This window comes from Paenibacillus sp. J22R56, from assembly GCF_056269375.1.
On record NZ_JBWDNV010000008.1, the window covers coordinates 115,112 to 131,970 of the forward strand.

Below are 16,859 nucleotides of genomic sequence, written 5' to 3' on the forward strand. Positions count from 1 at the left end.
TCGTTAGTGGCCCTAGCCTGGATTCTACTGTATGAAATACAGCCTAATCGTTGCCCGAACCAACAAAACAGCGCCCCAATTATTAGACTCGCATCTAAGATCAGGGCGCCGTTCATTATTCACTATTTTTCAGGTTAACTCCCCAGCAAGATAAGCTCCTTGGGATAATTGGTCAATACTCGCACGGAACCATCCGCTTGAATGTATACGTCATCCTCAATTCGGACGCCGCCGATGACCGGATCATAGATACCTGGCTCAATCGTAAACAGCAGTCCTGGTTCAATCAAAGACTGATTAAGCCCGGATACAGATGGCTGCTCATGTACATCCATACCAAATCCATGGCCGAGGCGATGTGTGAAGAGCGGCCCAAAGTCCTTTTGTTCAATAATATCACGAGCAGCTTTATCAACAGATGCCAGCGTTACGCCAGCTTTTGCCGCAGCAATCCCGGCCATATTAGCTGCTAGCACCGTATCATAGATCGCACGCTGTTCTTTTGAAGCTTCGCCCATCACAAACGTTCTTGTAATGTCCGAGCAATAGCCGCCTGTCTGCACGCCGATATCAATCAGTACGAAGTCACCATGTTTAATCGTGTCATAACCCGGTGTACCATGCGGCAGCGCAGATCTAGCACCAGTCAATACGATTGATTCGAACGCGGGACGATCCGCACCAAGCTTGCGCATCTGATATTCAATCTCCGCTGTCAGCTCCAGCTCGGTCATTCCGAGTTTGACATGCGAAGCTGCATAGGCAACGACTTTTTCAACCATGACGACTGCGTCCAGAACTTTGCTGATCTCTTCTTCGCTTTTGTTCATACGGAGCGACAGGATAAAGCTTTCCAAATCCGCGAAGTGTGCCCCGCCCAAAGCTTCGCCAAGCCGTTCGGCTTTCGCGATTGAAACGGCTTCTTTTTCAATTCCAACTACAGATACACCTGCTCCGGTCTGCTGCTTCAGCACGTCATAAGCGTTCTCCGTATCGGAGATCGGTACTAACTTCGCATCACCGCCAAATGGCTCCGCCGCGGAAAGATCAAGAAGCGGCATATACAGCGTTTCTTCACCCGTACGCGCATCCAAAGCCAGCGCTAGGAAGCGCTCATGCGGGTTGCAATAAAAGCCCGTAAAATAGTATACATTCGTCGAAGACGTAATGAAGGCGATATCTATGCCGTTCTCTCTCAAATAAGCAGCCAGCTGCCCTTTTCTTTGCTGCCAAATGGATTCCATAATTGATCACTCCGTTTCTTAACTTAAAGCCAACTTGCTACTTAGCTATTATAACGCCGTACCGTGCAAGTAACCAAACGATAACACGCCAACATCTCCCTCGCTCAGTTCCTTCTGTCCCATCAGCCTGTTTAAAATACTCTGAGCAGCAGAAAACCTCACTATTTAGTGAGTCAGCCTCATTATCACTCCAATGCAGGCCAATTCCCTTCCGCCTCTAGCAATTTTGAAATTACCCAAAAATAAGTTCATACTATAGCTATAGGGTCCACAGGAAACTATACATATTTATAACGAGAGAGGAATGAAGCCCATGCTGACTTTTGAGCAAAAATTAAACAACTATGCGGACATCATCGTAAAAATCGGAGCGAACATACAACAAGGGCAATCGGTTATGGTTAATGCGACAATTGAAGCGCCTGAGCTCGTTCGACTCGTTGTCAAGAAGGCGTACGAAGCTGGCGCTTATCAAGTTAAGGTGTTCTGGCAAGATGACGCGGTATCCCGTCTTCATTATGATCTTGCACCACTCGAATCCTTCCTAGAAGAGCCTAAATGGTCTGCCGGGGAAAAAACCGAGATGGCGGAAAATGGAGCAGCCTCCATTACCATCGGATCTGCCGATCCCGATCTGCTCCGCGGCGTACCGCAGGAACGTATCCGCACGGCTGACCGCACTGCACGTACGGCAAGTGAGAAATACCGCCAAATGGCACAAGCCTTCAAATTCACTTGGTCTCTAGCTACTGCACCGTCTGCCGCTTGGGCAGCTAAAGTATTCCCGGATCTGCCGAAAGAAGAGCAAGTTACAAAGCTGTGGGATACGATTTTCCAAATGGTACGTGCCGATCAGCCTGATCCAATCGCAGCTTGGGAAGCCCATATTAAGCAGCTCAAAATCAAAGCCAAATACTTAAACGATAAGGCTTATAAATATCTTCACTATCAAGCACCAGGCACTGATCTCACACTTGAAATGCCGAAGGATCAAGTATGGCTTGGCGGCAGCAAGCAAAATGAACAAGGTACTTGGTTCGTTCCAAACCTGCCTACGGAAGAAGTCTACTCGGCTCCGCTACGCACTGGTGTTAACGGGACGGTCTCCAGCACGAAGCCGCTTAGCTACAACGGAAACATCATCGATAACTTCTCGTTCACCTTCGAGAATGGCCGTGTAGTAAACGTAGTCGCAGAGCAAGGCGAGGAAGCACTCAAAAGCCTGATTGAAACCGATGAAAACGCGAAGTTCCTCGGTGAGGTCGCACTTGTGCCGCATAAATCTCCAATCTCGGACTCGAACATTTTGTTCTATAAAACAATCTTCGACGAAAATGCTTCCTGCCATCTGGCGGTAGGCAGCGCTTATGCCTCCTGCATCAAAGGCGGCGCCGGCTTGTCGCGCGAAGAGCTGCTCGCAAGAGGCCTCAACCAAAGTATGGCTCACACCGACTTCATGGTTGGCTCCGCCGAGCTCAACCTCTATGGCGTCACAGACGATGGTACACGCGAACCAATTCTGTTGAACGGTAATTGGGCGTTCTAATCGACGGGGGTTAATCGACTGTGATCCCATAGAGAAATATCTCCTTCCAGTTGCTGTTGAAATCGTGGAGGTATAATCGATCGTGATCTCATAGAGAAATATCTCCTTCCAGTTGCTGTTGAAATCGTGATAATTTGATTGGAATAGTTTAGGTTTTATCACGATTTCAAAGGCAAGCGTTACACTCTTCCAGGAGATATTTTCTCTTTGGATCCTATCGATTAATTTATAAAAAATATAGGGTGGAACAGGTCATTACTTCCTGTTCCACCCTTTTTGTTTCCCTACCAATTGATATGGTATTGAAGAAATAGTATCTCCTGGAGGAGCGAAGCGCTTGCCTTTGTTATCTAGATATTACCGTTAGAGATATCATTCAAAATATCAAGATAACAACAGCAACCGGAAGGAGATACTTTTCTTCGTAACCCATCATCAATTCTCCCTCCCCTTCTATTAGCCGAGACGGAATCTCTCAATGAAACATAGATTATAGAGAGTGCTGCTGTCAGAGGAGGAACGTCCTTGAATCATCAAAATGTAAAAACGTATCGATACCGTGTCGGCCCTAACAACTATATCGTTATTAATATCTATCAAAGTGCTTCTGCATCTGCAGAAGCTGGAAATGTACTTGCGAGCAACGCCGTTAACGTACAAATTATGAAACAGTTGGCCAAACAAAAGAAACGCCGCCGTTAAAGCCTCGAGGTTTCATTCAATTCAGGCGAGGAGGTGATTCAAATGGGTCGTAAAAGAACAAAATCAGCTGATAAAAACATTGTCAAATGGAGCAAAGGCACAACTAACGTGCGTGTTGGTCAATCCGCTAAAGCAATAATCAACCAAGGCGGCAATGCGTTTGCCATCAATGCTTCCGAGATTGGTGTCGTCCGTATTCGTCCAGGTGCGCAACGCTAATCATCTGTAACAACAACAGGGCTGTTCAAATGGAGTCTCCTCCGTTCGGACAGCCCTGCTGTTTGTCTCAGCTTTTCCGAGATAATAGCTTCGACATTCTCCACACCACGTACAACAAGCCAGTCACCGCCATCATATCGAAGCAGACGTTAAACAGGAACAAATGCTTCCCTATATCCGCTTCTCCGTCGCCAAGCAGCGGGACCGCAAAACCAAACATTCCAACCAAAGCCAAAACGAGCAGGGTTTCTAAAAAAAGCTTCTGCCGTACCAAGCGCCTCCGCCTTACATATTCCATACCCAGAATCACTAGATAAACAGCAGCAAACGCCGCAATAAAACATAGATTATTCGGCATATGCTTAAGCTTGAAAGTACTCCAGCCACTATAGGTGTAGCTCACTTCACCGTAAGGCTTGCCCGCAGACTTCTCATAGCTGCCCAAGTAAAGCGGCCGGATACTCATTCCGTTCTCCGCGGCTCGCTTCAGCTTTTGCACGAATCTTGAAGGATGCTTCGCATAATACAAGAGAACGTCTTTGTGACTAATGCTGCTCAGCGCCTTCAGGATACGGGGATCATTTTGCCTAATGACGGTATCTGGCTGAAAAAAGTTCGTCCCTGCGTTCACCTTAAATTCCTCCGGCAAACCAAGCTCCTTCAAATCTGCTTCTGGATCAGGTGAATCCTTCAATATGCCAAAGAACACAGTCTGATACAGGTTAATATGCTTAAGCTCACTTGGCGCGGCGGCATACATCGTCACTGTGGTTAGCAGCAAAATTGTAGACCAGACCACTATCGCTTTGCGCCATGCCTGATCGGCCCGAAGCTTCCAGAAACGCAAACCAAGCAATAGAAGCAGAATGCCAATTGGTGCATTTTGCAGCTTGGTGCCAATAAGGCAGACAGCCGATAGGAAGAAAGCCGTCAGCATCCAGACCGATGGCTTGTCCAAACGTGTTAAGGCTAGCGCAAACCCAAAAGTAAGCAGCATAAAAATCAGAGTAACTGCTTCTCCGAAGAAAGAGTTGAAATAAGCGATGTAGCCGATATCCAGAAAAATCAGCGACATACTTACTATAAGTGCTGTATTAAACAGAACTGAGCGCTCTTTGTTGTATTTAACCAGCACATATAAAGCCGTGATATAGAGGAGAGAATAAAGGAACGACAGAATCCGAATATCGAACTGCTCCGCATTCATCAGCCTGCCGATCATACCCGCTGCGAACACAACAACAATCTGCGAGGAGATATAACTGCCCACGGAGAATGGCCCATAATGATACACCGCATGAAAATACCCAAAGTATTTATCGTGATAGGACTCACCAGTATCTGCGAAGTCTATTCCACCCGCAAGCATGATACGGTAAAAGTCCCCGTTATTCGCAATGCCAATTGGGCTTAGGAATAATAGTGGCAATAAGACAACAACTGCGGTGATCACGACCAGCCATTCCAACCGAATCCAAGATTTCAAATGAACCTCCGACAAATCTCTACCTTTTTTGCATATATCAACCTGACTTACGGCCTAGGACTTTATGTGGACAGTCTTTGTTGTGGATATGTGAGCAATTTTTGCAAAAGCTTAATTTTATTGGGGAATCAGCTATGTTGATAATGTGGATAACTCTGTGGATATCTTTTCCTTGAGGTGTATGCTAGTTATATTGTCCGTATAGAAAAAATATATAATCCGTTGCTACGCCTGGATGTCCCTGTTGTCTTAGTATTGCCGTCACATTACCCCGATGATACGTCCCATGATTCACAACATGTTGAATAAGGCCAGATAATGGTGCTGTCATGGAGCCATAACGTGGATGGGTAATGGTTGTAAGCTTGTCCAGGTTGTCGATACCGGACATATAATCACGGAAACGGCCTGCCAGATTGGCGTAACGCTCTGCCATTTCCGAGACCCCAATACCTTTCACCTCATCCGTAAGCCGGTTAACCAATTGCATGACCTGATCTGTACTCTCACCAGATATAACACCAAGCCACATCTCTTCTCTTACATATAGATGCTCCAGCACAGCCGAGACGGATGGGAATACACTTTGAACCTCTGCATGGTATACTTCCTGTGGCAGTTCCTTCAAGTGCCCGAACAACTTATTGTTTGCCCAAATATGATAGTCGTACTGATTGCTTATTTCATGACTCATTCTGCTCATCTCCCTTAATTATGAATGCCCAATTTCCTTGATTTTACCAAACTTTTCTAATTTAGTTCAATCATTCACTGGCACCACTTTTTCCCGAGCTATCGAAATGAAACTATTTCAGGCGTATAATCGTATGTAGGTGTTATAAGATCAAATATTGAAAATTGAAAAATGCGGGAGGATGTCCAAAATGTCTGTATTCAAACGACTGCGTGACCTTACTTTATCGAATGTGTATGCTCTGATTGAGAAAGCTGAAGATCCGATCAAACTGACTGACCAATATATCCGTGACATGCAAGAAGACCTCGAAGATGCGGAGAAAGCGGTAGCCGCTCAAATTGCCCTCGAGAAGAAATTCAAACAGCTGTATGAAGAGCAAGCTCAACTTGTGGAAAAACGCGGTGAGCAAGCGCATATCGCAGCACAAGCACAAAACATTGACCTTGCCCGCCGTGCTCTGGAAGAGAAGAAAGCAGCAGAAGCAAAGGCTGCCGAGTATAAAACAAGCTTCGATAACAACAAAGCAATGGCTGACAACCTTCGTGGGAAGCTCGACGAAATGCGTAAACAGCTGACAGATATGAAGAACAAACGTGAAACACTTGTTGCCCGCTACCAGGCGGCGAAAGCGCAAGAGCATATCAACAAATCGCTCGCAGGCTTCAGCTCCGATTCGGCAAGTGCAGGCCTGAAGCGTATGGAAGAAAAAATGCTTCAAGCGGAAGCACGCGCGGAAGCAAGCAACGAGATGGCACAATCCAAAGGCAAATCGCTGGATGATGAGTTCGCCGCTCTTGGCAAAGACAAAGCGGTTGAAGATGAGCTTGCTGCTCTTCTTAAGCAATACGAGAAGAAGGAATAGCTCATAACCGTATTGAATAAAATGGACTGACGTATCATGTCCGCCGGCGCTAGTGCTTTTCCGGCAGCGCCGGCGGATTTTGCAGTTCTACTACTTTTTATTGGGGGAAAAATTGTAATGACTTGGACGGATCTGCTGCAAATTCCGGTATGGACCGGCGCTGGGGCGCTTCTGCTGTTTATCCTCATGTATTTAGACTCGCTGTCCACGAAATACCATGATTTTAAGGAAATGAAAGATGGTAATATTGCAGTAACGATTCGTTTTGTGATGAAGCTAGGCGCGCAGGCGTATATTTTGGCCTCGTCGATCGGACAGGCGACTTACATGTGGGAAGCCCTTGTGATCTCGCTTGTATCGTTCATTACGCTGCTCATTGTTGAAGCTATTTTCCGTATTATCTTTGGCGCAGTCGCTGGTATCCAGCTGGATAAAGGCATTCATGATGGCAAGATCGGCTACGCGCTTATCGCGGGTACCCTTCATATTGCAGGCGCCCTGATCATTGGTTCCGTATAACAGAACGAACGTACGAAGGAGTAAACCTTTATGAGTATTTTCAAACGGATTAAAAATATTATAGCTAAGCCCGAACCAGTCAAAGTTGAGAAAAGTATTCTTTCACTCGCACCAGGCGATGTCTGTGAAGTCTCGCTTGTGACTTACCAGGTGACAGGCAGCAGCCGGAACCGCAGTCGTAACGCTGTAGTTCTTACGCTGCAGGATGGGACAGACATTCGCTACCTGTCGATAGAAGAACGTGAGCGTACCGTATATGCCCTGTATGAGCAGATTGACGGACGTCTCGACACCTTTGATGAGGTGCCAACAACACTTGAGCTGGACGACAGGGCTTATCACATGGAAGAGAACTTCTCTGGCGTTATTGCAGCAAACGGCAAGACGCCGTTTATGCAAGGTGGAGAGCAGTACGTGTGGCAGTATCAATCCGACGATATGAAACTGCTCCGTGTGGAATGGCTCGATGGGCGCTTCATGCTGTATGTTGGTGAATCGGTGCTCCCTGCTGATGTCCGTGTCATTCGGGGCGCATAAAGCATTGCTTACGGAGCATAGAGCTTTGCTTACGAAGTAAGAATTTCCACTAAACAGCGCGTGGAAATTCTTTAAGTTAATGCTTACGGAGTAAGAATTGCTTCGCAATTCTTTAAGCGATTGCTTACGGAGTAAGAATTGCTTCGCAATTCTTTTTAGGAGGAAAGAAGCATGATGAGCAAGAAGTGGTGGCTTCATAGCATCAAAATCCTATTATTAATCAGCTTCATCGTTCCAATGCTTGCTGCCTGCGCCATCTCTGACACCGTGAAGGAGCAATATCCGCTTGAATCGGTGAACGGCTCGGGCAATCAGACTTCTTATGTCTACCGTGCAGCGGACCAGACCGTTCCAGAGGTCGCAAAGCAGCTTGTTGATAAGAAAAAGCCGGAGCAGCAATCCGCGGAAAGTAACGAGCGGATGTTCCTCGTCTACAACGACGAAGTTATCCAGATCCAGCAGGCTCCGGATGATCCAGCCGATACGCTGATTGAGATCGACTCCAAGGAATATGTGCGCAATAACTACAGCAGCAGCTTCCTTCAAGGTTATTTGCTCGCCAGCGTACTTAATGATTTGTTCGATAATGGCCGTTATGGAAAAGGTACTTATCGTGGTTATTCGTCGAAAGACACTTATAAACCAAAAACGACCTATCACACGCCAACGGATCAGGATTTGAAAAAAGCTCCACCGATGACCGTCAATCGGACCGGAACGATCTTCAAGCGTTCGAAGAACGCGGATTCTTCTGCTGTAGGTTCAGGCAGCAGTTCAAGCGGCGGCTCGACCGGTAAGGTCGTTACCGGAGGCTCTTCTTCTTCGAAGAAGTCAGGTTCCGTGTTCACCAAGCCGAAGAAATCAACGCCGAAGATCCGCAAAGGCTCCGGCCGCATATCGCGACGGCGATGACGCTATACGACACAGTAAGAAACCGCCCGAGCTATCGGGCGGTTTCTTTGTTATAAGTTATGTTAATGCCAGCTTGCTTTTAGTAACCAATATCCGTCCGTTTTGCAGCCTCTTGAGCTACAAACTCGGTCATTTCCTCAACGCCAGCATCTTTGAATTTCTTCTGGGCATTATGAAGGATTTTCAAAGCTTCTTCATCCGATTTCGCGAAGTAGGCTTTCTGTAATTCCGTATTGAAATCGAAGCCGTTTATTTTATCACGATATTGCTGATATTTCGGCCAATCTCTTTCAAGGTAGCTGGCACTTACTTTATCAATAATTTTCATCGGCATTTTCACAGAGAAGCTTTCCTCCAGCTTATCCCATTGCGTCTTGTCAGCATCTGACTTCGGCCAGGTTACACTATCGGAGAATGCGCCAATGAATCTTCCCGGAAGGAAGTTAAGTCCTTCGTCACGCTTCAAATCCGGATTCTCGTCAAATTGCTTCTTCACGTCCGGAATCCATTGCGGCCTTCCGTCCACCATCGTATAATCCTTGCCTTCAATCCCCCAGTACGCGAGCAGACGGCCTTCGTCGCTGTTTACGAAATCAAGGTAACGCAATGCCGCATCTGGGTCTTTGATTTTTGCGCTCAAGAAGATAGCCGGGAATCCGGAGCGTCCTGGCTTCTCAACCTGCGTCGCGATTTCACCGTTCTTATTTTTAAAAGGACCAAGCAGCTCGTATTGCATTTCCGGATTGGTCTTATACAGCGTTTTTTGCAAATCCCCGAGCAGAGGTTGAGCTCCAAATACAGCCAGCTTGCCGGTAGTCAGCTTCTCTTTGGCTGTCGTGTCGGTATTGCTGAACGCTTCAAGATCAAATAATCCGTCTTTGATCAATTTGCGCATATACATCATTTTGTCTTCCTCGTCTTTAGATAAAGCCCAGAAGTTCAGCTTGCCGTCTTCCTCACGGAAGTCCGAAATATTGTAACCTGTCCAGCCTTTCGTGAATTGGCTGGAATCCCAGCCGTTGTGCATCGTACCGGCAGGGATAACCGGCTTGCCGCTAATATCTTTGAAATTTCCGTTTTTGATCTTCTGCAGCAAGTCGTACAGCTCTTCCTGCGTATCAATATCCGCCGCATTGACATTCAACGCTTTCAAAATATCGCCGCGGGCAAAAAGACCATAATTCCAGTTATGAATGCTTTCGATCGAACCGTCAGGCGTTTCCGTTGGAATAATATACTGCTTGCCTTCCAGATCCGGACTGTTCATGTCAAACTCAGCAAAGTCCTTGGCAATGCCAGTCGTGACCAATCTCTTAATATTCGGATATTTATCGAGATAAGGCGTTAAGTCAAGAAGCTGACCTTCCAGAGCGGCTTTCTTAATGACTTGTCCTTCACCGCCAGTAGTCGACCAGTACGGAGCGTTCACGATATCCGGAACCGTGCCGGAAGCGAACATCGTGTTCAGCTTCTCGACTTCACTTGTCGTGATCGATTCCAGCTTGAGCGTTACGCCAGTTTTGTCTCTTATCGCTTTGGCTACCGGATTGTTAACCTGGTCTTGCGGGAAGCTTGCTCCACCGCCATTCCAGGCGCTCAGGAACGATAACGTGACCTGCTTGGGTGCCTCTGCTTCATTTTGCCCCGTGTTCGTTGTGTTCGTTGTGTTCCCTGTTGTTGCATTCGGTTCGTTGTTCCCCCCATTATCGCTGCACGCCGTCATCGACAATGCAAGCAGCGGGATCGCAGCCGCTAGGCTAAGAGAACCTTTTAATCTGGTTTTACGCATTTGACAAGCCCCTCTCGTTTTTTAAATTTTTATATATAAAAGGCAGTGCCTTTTATACCCCTCGCGACTACTCTTTGAGCGAACCTACTAGTACACCTTTTACGAAGAACCTTTGAAGGAACGGATACACACAGAGGATCGGAGTGGTTATGATAATGACAAAAGTCATTCGGAGCGCTTCCGGCGTTACACCCCGCAGCTCCATTTGGGTTTGACTCATGTTTTGGATAGACGAACCTCCGCCTGAACCCGTCATGGTCTGGAAGGACGCTTCGCTGATCATTTTGTTCAGGAACGTCGCTGCAGGCTGAAGGTTTTCTTTGGAGATGAAGAACTGACCGGTAAACCAGTCGTTCCACACGCCAACCCCTACAAACAAAGCTATGGTAGCCAATACCGGCATGGATAGCGGGAGAATGATTCGTGCAAATACCTGTAGTTCACTTGCCCCGTCGATCCGGGCCGACTCCGACAAGCTGGGAGGGATTCCGTCAAAGAACGTCTTCATTACGATGGCGTTAAAAAAGTCATACAGTACAGGTAAGACTAGTACCCAATACGTATCGATAATATGAATTTGACGGTACAAAATGAAGGTTGGAATCAATCCCCCGCTGAACAAGGTCGTAAAGAAGAAGAAAAAGACGATATATTTCCTTCCGGGCAGACCTTTCCGTGAAAGACCATAAGCGAGTAAAGAAGTCAACATGACGGAACATATGGTAACGATAAAAGTTCTTGAAATGGAGATCGTAAAGGCATTTAAGATCTGCGGATTATTAAATGCCTTGGAGTAGTTCTCAAGTGTAAAAACTCGAGGGTATAAGTAAATGCCGCCTTTCATGGCGTCATAACCGTCATTAAACGAAAGCGCTAAAAAATAAATAAAGGGGTACAGTGCCGTCAAGCAAAATATGAGCAGCACGGTATAGTTCAAGCTCGAATAAATTTTATCGGCTGCCGACATTCTTCTCGTGCCCATTCCCGCACCTCCTAAAATGAATTATCACCCTAATGGACGTTCTGGCCATTGTGATGATTCATACTTCGTAAGCATCCTCTAAAATGAATTATCACCTAATGGCTATTCAGGCCATTGTTACCATAAAGACACGTCGCTTACCTTCTTGGCTACCTTGTTAACTGTTATAATAAGGACCAGCGAGATCGCCGATTTGAACAAGCCGATCGCAGTGGAATAAGCAAATTGTCCTTGCTGGATACCCGTCTTTAACACGTAGGTGTCCAATATCTCAGAGACGCTTAAGGTAGCAGGCGTCTGCATTAGCCATATTTGGTCAAATCCAGCATTTAGAATGCCGCTTAAGGAGAAGATGAGCAGAATACCGATCGTAGGTACCAAGGTTGGCAGCGTGATTTTGAACAGCTTGCTCCAGCGGCCTGCCCCGTCCATTTCTGCGGCTTCATACAAATGTGGATCAATGTTGGTTAGTGCGGCCAAATAAATGATCGATCCCCAGCCGATGCCCTTCCATATGTCAGAGGAAATGACGAGTGGATAAAATAAGTTCGGCATTCCCATAAAAAAGATCGAGTCCAGACCCATTTTTTCACGGATGTCATTAACAAGACCAACGTTGGGAGAAAGAATCTTTTGCATCAGGGTTACGACAACGACCCAGGATACAAAGTGGGGCAGATAAGAAATCGTTTGGAAGATCCGCTTTATTTTGCTGCGCATCACAGCATTAAGCATTAAAGCAAGGACTAATGGCGCCGGAAATCCGAACAACAGCTTAAGTCCGCTGATGGACAGCGTATTTTTGAGGACAGTATAAAAACTAGAATCATTCAAGAACTGCTTGAAGTACCGCAGTCCTTCCCATGGACTCCCCATTATTCCGAGGTTGTACTTAAAATCTTTAAATGCAATCAAAATGCCGTACATCGGATAATAGCTGAACACCAGATACCAGATAACAGCTGGCAACATAAATAGATAGGCAGCCCTGAAACTCCAAACCTTCGACCAAGTTGTGTTCTTTTTTGGCTTTACGGCCTCGACTCTTGCCTCAACCCTTGCTTCATTCACAATCATTTTCCATCCCACCTCCTAATAGGTTTAAGGCTAATGTACATCCCATACGCAGCTCTTGCTCTTCATGTGGTTTTAGCTTCTTTCCCCCATTCAAAGAAAGCGGTTTCATTTTCTGATATTAATATAATATATTCAATATGTTATTTCAATACCCTTATGAACGATTTTAGGGATTATTTTGGAAAAAGAGCTTTATTTTCTAATATCACCTCATATTTGCCCTCCTTTTGTGTTACAACTTATTTATATAAACCTATACAACATATTTAATATATTTGTCGTATTGTGTTAGAAAATGAAGAAAATAATTTGCACATCCGCCTATATAACCCAGACTAAAGTACTATAACCAACATCTTACACCCGATGTTCATTCACTTTCTTATCAACTTCCCGACGTGCCCACTCTTACTTCCTATGTATATCAAGGAATCCATGTGTGCCATAGTATTCCGTATCACCCTTCAATGAAGGGCTATATACAGACGAAAGGAGCTGCCGCGGCAACTCCTTTTACAGCTTCACAAAACACTACCGCAGGAACGCTGGATACACTGTTGTCGCGCAACCTAGAAAACGAAGTACAACTAAACTTAAATGACATAGGAGGATGATTACAACCTCAAAGTGGTTTATAAGCATATTGTAGCCCACCTGTCACGATCTTTATATTTCACACCTAAATGAATAGATACAGATATTCTTGTTGTCCGGCAGCTTCTCTTGCACCCAACAGGGCCAATGAAACTTCGTTTATAACTATAAGAAACGAATGATTCTTAATGACCGCTGCCAATGCCTTGATAATAATACCCGATTCCGCGCATCCGCGCAGCATCCATCATATTGCGCCCGTCAAAGAAGTTGGGGTGCCGGAGGAGCTTCTTCGCTTTCTTCCAATTCAGCTGTCCGAACTCGGGCCATTCCGTGCACAGTATAATCGCATCCGCGCCTCTTAAGGCTTCTTCGGCTGAGGAACAGACTTTAACCGCCTTGTAGGAAGCGTGCACCGGCAAAGCAGCAAAGGGGTCAAACAACTGAATGTTGGCCTGTTCGAGTAACAATTGATCGATGATCCGTATAGCCGGCGCCTCCCGAATATCGTCTGTATCCGGCTTGAACGCAAGCCCTAGAACCGTAATGGTTTTATCCGCAAAGTCCCCCAGGCGCGACCGCGCCTTGTCGAGCAAAGAGGCGTACTGCGTGCGGTTGACTTCTATGACTCCCTCCAGAATACGAAGATTTACATGATGCTTTCTCGAAGTCGTAACCAATTCCGAGACATCTTTAGGAAAACAGGAGCCTCCATAACCCAGGCCGGCTTGCAGAAAGCTTGGCCCGATCCGGGGATCAAGGCCCATTCCTTCGGCAATTTCCTTTACATTGACCCCCAGCTCGTCGCAAAGTCTCGCAAGCTCGTTCATATACGATATTTTAGTTGCGAGAAACGAATTGGATGCATACTTGATAAGCTCTGCGGTCCTCGGCGTGGTTATAATCCAAGGGCACGCAAAAGGCCAATACAGCTTTTTAAGCTGCTCGGTTGCCCGCTGGCTATCGGTACCGATCACGATACGATCGGGCCGCAAAGCGTCTTCGACGGCCTTGCCTTCCCTCAGAAATTCGGGATTGGAAGCGACATCGAAGGGATAGGCTGTTTGCTGCGCCTCTTCTATCCACTTTTTGATCTGCTCTTGCGTTCCGACGGGGACAGTGCTTTTGGTGACGACAAGTTTATAGCCTTTCATCGAACGCGCGATATCCGCGGAGGCTTGCCCAATGTAGCGCAGGTCTGCGCTTCCATCCGGCAGCGATGGCGTTCCGACGCAAAGGAAAATAACGTCGTGTTCTTTAATGGCGGATTCTTTATCCGTCGTAAACTGCAAGCGGCCGCTGTGCACATGCTTGGCAATCAGGTCTTCGAGTCCAGGTTCGTGAAAATGCAGTTGTCCCTTCTTTAGCCGCTCGATTTTGCCTGCATCGATATCTAGTCCGGTTACCTGCCAGCCGATCTCGGCAAATACCATTGCGGTCGTGGCTCCTACATAGCCCGTACCGATAATCAGAATTTTCAAGGCTCCTTCACCTCTTTATCAAGGAGTGTCCCGGCGACAATGGAATGTTCGCCGATAATAACATTTTTAATAGGGACTGGGAGGTCTTTCATATGAACCCCATTCAATATGATGCTGTTCTCGATTTGACAGTTTTCCAGCTTCGAGCCCGCGCCCACAGAAACGTAAGGGCCGATCCGGCAATCCTTTAGCACGCAGTCTTTCTCGATCGATACTGGCTCCACGATTGTGCAGCGCTCCAGCCGGACAGAGTCGTGAACCCGTTTCTTCAATGCCTGCTCGTCCAACAACTTTTGATTGGCCAGCAGCCATCGATCCATCGTGCCGACGTCGATGTTCAATTGGTCGGTAACATGGTAAGCGACGACATATTGCTGCTCGATCAACCACTGAATCGCATCCGTTATTTCGTACTCGCCCCGCTTAGAGGGCGTGATTTCGTCGACGGCGCCAAAGATCTCCTTCGTAAACGCGTAGCCCCCTAATACCGCTAAATTAGACTTTGGATGCGCCGGTTTCTCTTCCAGACCTACGATGCGCGAATCTTGGATCTCCGCGATGCCGTAATCCTGTGGGACTGCAACTTCCGCGAGCAGCAAGGATACTTGTACACCGCCAAGCTCGACGTCGTTCTTCAGATCGGATAACGGAGCAGAAATCAAATTATCCCCGAGTAGAAGTAGGAACGCTTCGCCCGATATATAGTCTTCCGCTTGTTTTAGCGCATTCGCGATCCCCTTTGCCTCATGCTGATAGATGTACGTAATCGAGACGCCAAGTGCTTCTCCCTCGCCGAATTGCCCGCGTATGTCGGCTTCTTGAGATGGATGAATGACGATGCCGATACGATCTATTCCAAGCTCCATTAATTTCACGATCGATAATTGCAACAAGGGCGTATTGGCGACAGGTATAAGTGTCTTAGGCCGATTATTGGTAAACGGATATAAGCGACTTCCTTTCCCTGCACAGAGAATTAATCCTTTCAACAGCTTCTCACCTCTTTCTATCCATTTCTACTATTCTATGAAAACTGCTTTCATTTGGTATAGGCCATACCCTGTACACGATTTAAAATAGAACGCTGAGATCGGTGAAAGCGCCGTGCCCTGCACAGGAATTCATTCATATCCTACAAGGAATGCCTATGGGAAGAGACTGACCTAAGGAGTTGACAGACGTTTGAGAATTGCTCAAATATCGACGAATACGATTCCCGTACCGCCGAAGGATTATGGGGGCACGCAGCGCGATGTGCATTATTTAACGGAAGAATTGGTCAACCGGGGGCATGAAGTGTTTCTGTTTGCGAAGAAAGGATCCACCTCGAATGCTACCCAAACGTTCGAATACGAGTCGGATGATCCGAAAAAGCAGCTGGATTTTATTATTAAAAATCTCCCGCCTGACGTGGATATCATACACGATCACTACGGTATCGTTGCGAAAGCGAACCCGCCTATTCCGACGATCAGCAATTCCCATTCCAAAGGGATCAAGGGAGACGTGCAGCTTCGGGTATACGTCAGCAAATTCATCCTCCGTAAATACGGCAAACGAAAAGGCTATGCCGTCCATAACGGCATCCGCATGGAGGATTACACCTACACGAAAGACAAACAAAACTACCTGCTCTTCATGGGAAGATTAATCAAGGAAAAGGGCGTACACCTTGCCATTAAGGTTGCTAAAAAAACAGGCATGCGGCTCATCATTGCCGGCACGCTGAACGATAAATCCTATTTCAATGCTAAAATCAAACCTCATCTGGGCGAAAAAATCAGTTATATTGGTCCCGTCGGCGGAGACCGCAAACGCGAGCTGCTCGCCAATGCAAGCTGCGTCCTGTTCACGTCGACTTGGGATGAACCCTTCGGACTAGTCCTCATCGAAGCACTGGCCAGTGGCACGCCCGTGCTAGGATTCAGGAAAGGCGGCGTTGCCGAGGTGCTGACAGGAATGCCTCAGCTCTTATGCAGAACGACATCCGAAATGGCGTTGAAGGTTAAGTACCGCAAGAAGAGGCTGCCCAAAGCCAGCGAATGCAGACGTTATGCCAGGACCCGCTACTCCGACCGCATCATGACAGATCGATTCGTAAGTTTATACCAAAAAATCATCGATAAAAAATTGTATAAAATTAAAAACAATACATTATGGAACAGACGTAAAGCAAAGCTTCTAGCTACGCCGAATGGAGTTGATAAGTAAG

General features: G+C 46.7%; 16 protein-coding genes. 8 read left to right on the forward strand and 8 right to left on the reverse strand.

The features are described 5' to 3' along the window. Positions 1 to 134 precede the first annotated feature (134 nt). A complete protein-coding gene (locus AC0YNT_RS19580) occupies positions 135 to 1,244 on the reverse strand; it encodes a M24 family metallopeptidase (protein WP_475806143.1) in 1,110 nt (369 codons plus the stop codon). A gap of 313 nt (positions 1,245 to 1,557) precedes the next feature. Here AC0YNT_RS19580 and AC0YNT_RS19585 point away from each other — a divergent pair, with 313 nt between their 5' ends. The 3 genes from AC0YNT_RS19585 (at position 1,558) to AC0YNT_RS19595 (ending at position 3,711) form a co-directional block, all read left to right on the forward strand. Next, complete coding sequence (locus AC0YNT_RS19585) at positions 1,558 to 2,790, forward strand: aminopeptidase (protein WP_475806144.1); 1,233 nt, start codon at positions 1,558 to 1,560, stop codon at positions 2,788 to 2,790. A 525-nt stretch (positions 2,791 to 3,315) separates the two neighbouring features. Continuing rightward, positions 3,316 to 3,492 (forward strand): hypothetical protein, encoded by a 177-nt coding sequence (locus AC0YNT_RS19590; RefSeq protein ID WP_441892047.1) that lies wholly within the window; start codon positions 3,316 to 3,318, stop codon positions 3,490 to 3,492. Between the two features lie 42 nt (positions 3,493 to 3,534). Then, a complete protein-coding gene (locus AC0YNT_RS19595; RefSeq protein ID WP_475806145.1) occupies positions 3,535 to 3,711 on the forward strand; it encodes a hypothetical protein in 177 nt (58 codons plus the stop codon). A gap of 67 nt (positions 3,712 to 3,778) precedes the next feature. Here AC0YNT_RS19595 and wsfD read toward each other — a convergent pair whose 3' ends face one another. Together wsfD and AC0YNT_RS19605 are read right to left on the reverse strand one after the other, a co-directional pair. After that, positions 3,779 to 5,197, reverse strand: coding sequence for a glycan biosynthesis hexose transferase WsfD (gene wsfD / locus AC0YNT_RS19600; RefSeq protein ID WP_475806146.1), 1,419 nt, complete (start codon positions 5,195 to 5,197; stop codon positions 3,779 to 3,781). Positions 5,198 to 5,381: 184 nt separating this feature from the next. Beyond that, positions 5,382 to 5,891: a DinB family protein gene (locus tag AC0YNT_RS19605; RefSeq protein WP_475806147.1), complete on the reverse strand. Its 510-nt coding sequence runs from the start codon at positions 5,889 to 5,891 to the stop codon at positions 5,382 to 5,384. Between the two features lie 190 nt (positions 5,892 to 6,081). Here AC0YNT_RS19605 and AC0YNT_RS19610 point away from each other — a divergent pair, with 190 nt between their 5' ends. From AC0YNT_RS19610 to AC0YNT_RS19625, 4 genes are all read left to right on the forward strand, one after another. After that, positions 6,082 to 6,756, forward strand: coding sequence for a PspA/IM30 family protein (locus AC0YNT_RS19610; RefSeq protein ID WP_167279181.1), 675 nt, complete (start codon positions 6,082 to 6,084; stop codon positions 6,754 to 6,756). Between the two features lie 117 nt (positions 6,757 to 6,873). Then, complete coding sequence (locus AC0YNT_RS19615) at positions 6,874 to 7,275, forward strand: DUF350 domain-containing protein (protein WP_475806148.1); 402 nt, start codon at positions 6,874 to 6,876, stop codon at positions 7,273 to 7,275. Between the two features lie 30 nt (positions 7,276 to 7,305). After that, positions 7,306 to 7,812, forward strand: a complete 507-nt coding sequence (locus AC0YNT_RS19620; protein ID WP_167279179.1) for a DUF4178 domain-containing protein — start codon at positions 7,306 to 7,308, stop codon at positions 7,810 to 7,812. Between the two features lie 174 nt (positions 7,813 to 7,986). Beyond that, positions 7,987 to 8,724, forward strand: a complete 738-nt coding sequence (locus AC0YNT_RS19625; protein WP_475806387.1) for a DUF4247 domain-containing protein — start codon at positions 7,987 to 7,989, stop codon at positions 8,722 to 8,724. Positions 8,725 to 8,803: 79 nt separating this feature from the next. On the opposite strand, the gene AC0YNT_RS19630 is transcribed toward AC0YNT_RS19625, so the two are convergent. The 5 genes from AC0YNT_RS19630 to AC0YNT_RS19650 all read right to left on the reverse strand — a co-directional run bounded on the left by AC0YNT_RS19630 (position 8,804) and on the right by AC0YNT_RS19650 (position 15,636). Further along, positions 8,804 to 10,513, reverse strand: coding sequence for an extracellular solute-binding protein (locus AC0YNT_RS19630; protein ID WP_475806149.1), 1,710 nt, complete (start codon positions 10,511 to 10,513; stop codon positions 8,804 to 8,806). Positions 10,514 to 10,580: 67 nt separating this feature from the next. Continuing rightward, positions 10,581 to 11,495 (reverse strand): carbohydrate ABC transporter permease, encoded by a 915-nt coding sequence (locus AC0YNT_RS19635; protein ID WP_475806150.1) that lies wholly within the window; start codon positions 11,493 to 11,495, stop codon positions 10,581 to 10,583. A 117-nt stretch (positions 11,496 to 11,612) separates the two neighbouring features. Next, positions 11,613 to 12,572, reverse strand: coding sequence for an ABC transporter permease (locus AC0YNT_RS19640; protein ID WP_475806151.1), 960 nt, complete (start codon positions 12,570 to 12,572; stop codon positions 11,613 to 11,615). A gap of 779 nt (positions 12,573 to 13,351) precedes the next feature. Beyond that, positions 13,352 to 14,647, reverse strand: a complete 1,296-nt coding sequence (locus AC0YNT_RS19645) for a UDP-glucose dehydrogenase family protein (protein ID WP_475806152.1) — start codon at positions 14,645 to 14,647, stop codon at positions 13,352 to 13,354. After that, positions 14,644 to 15,636 carry a sugar phosphate nucleotidyltransferase gene (locus AC0YNT_RS19650; protein ID WP_475806153.1) on the reverse strand — a complete coding sequence of 331 codons (993 nt, stop codon included), beginning with the start codon at positions 15,634 to 15,636 and terminating at the stop codon, positions 14,644 to 14,646. Before AC0YNT_RS19650 ends, AC0YNT_RS19645 begins: the two co-directional genes overlap by 4 nt. Positions 15,637 to 15,829: 193 nt before the next feature. Here AC0YNT_RS19650 and AC0YNT_RS19655 point away from each other — a divergent pair, with 193 nt between their 5' ends. Further along, on the forward strand, positions 15,830 to 16,858 hold the full coding sequence (locus tag AC0YNT_RS19655; RefSeq protein ID WP_475806154.1) for a glycosyltransferase family 4 protein: 1,029 nt from the start codon (positions 15,830 to 15,832) through the stop codon (positions 16,856 to 16,858). The last annotated feature ends 1 nt before the right edge of the window (position 16,859 follow it).

What these genes read in the sequence shown, in the direction of transcription:
- AC0YNT_RS19580 (WP_475806143.1), bottom strand. Translation starts at nt 1,244, where the DNA reads ATGGAATCCATTTGGCAGCAAAGAAAAGGGCAGCTGGCTGCTTATTTG.
- AC0YNT_RS19585 (WP_475806144.1), top strand. Translation starts at nt 1,558, where the DNA reads ATGCTGACTTTTGAGCAAAAATTAAACAACTATGCGGACATCATCGTA.
- AC0YNT_RS19595 (WP_475806145.1), top strand. Translation starts at nt 3,535, where the DNA reads ATGGGTCGTAAAAGAACAAAATCAGCTGATAAAAACATTGTCAAATGG.
- AC0YNT_RS19605 (WP_475806147.1), bottom strand. Translation starts at nt 5,891, where the DNA reads ATGAGTCATGAAATAAGCAATCAGTACGACTATCATATTTGGGCAAAC.
- AC0YNT_RS19610 (WP_167279181.1), top strand. Translation starts at nt 6,082, where the DNA reads ATGTCTGTATTCAAACGACTGCGTGACCTTACTTTATCGAATGTGTAT.
- AC0YNT_RS19615 (WP_475806148.1), top strand. Translation starts at nt 6,874, where the DNA reads ATGACTTGGACGGATCTGCTGCAAATTCCGGTATGGACCGGCGCTGGG.
- AC0YNT_RS19620 (WP_167279179.1), top strand. Translation starts at nt 7,306, where the DNA reads ATGAGTATTTTCAAACGGATTAAAAATATTATAGCTAAGCCCGAACCA.
- AC0YNT_RS19625 (WP_475806387.1), top strand. Translation starts at nt 7,987, where the DNA reads ATGAGCAAGAAGTGGTGGCTTCATAGCATCAAAATCCTATTATTAATC.
- AC0YNT_RS19630 (WP_475806149.1), bottom strand. Translation starts at nt 10,513, where the DNA reads ATGCGTAAAACCAGATTAAAAGGTTCTCTTAGCCTAGCGGCTGCGATC.
- AC0YNT_RS19635 (WP_475806150.1), bottom strand. Translation starts at nt 11,495, where the DNA reads ATGGGCACGAGAAGAATGTCGGCAGCCGATAAAATTTATTCGAGCTTG.
- AC0YNT_RS19640 (WP_475806151.1), bottom strand. Translation starts at nt 12,572, where the DNA reads ATGATTGTGAATGAAGCAAGGGTTGAGGCAAGAGTCGAGGCCGTAAAG.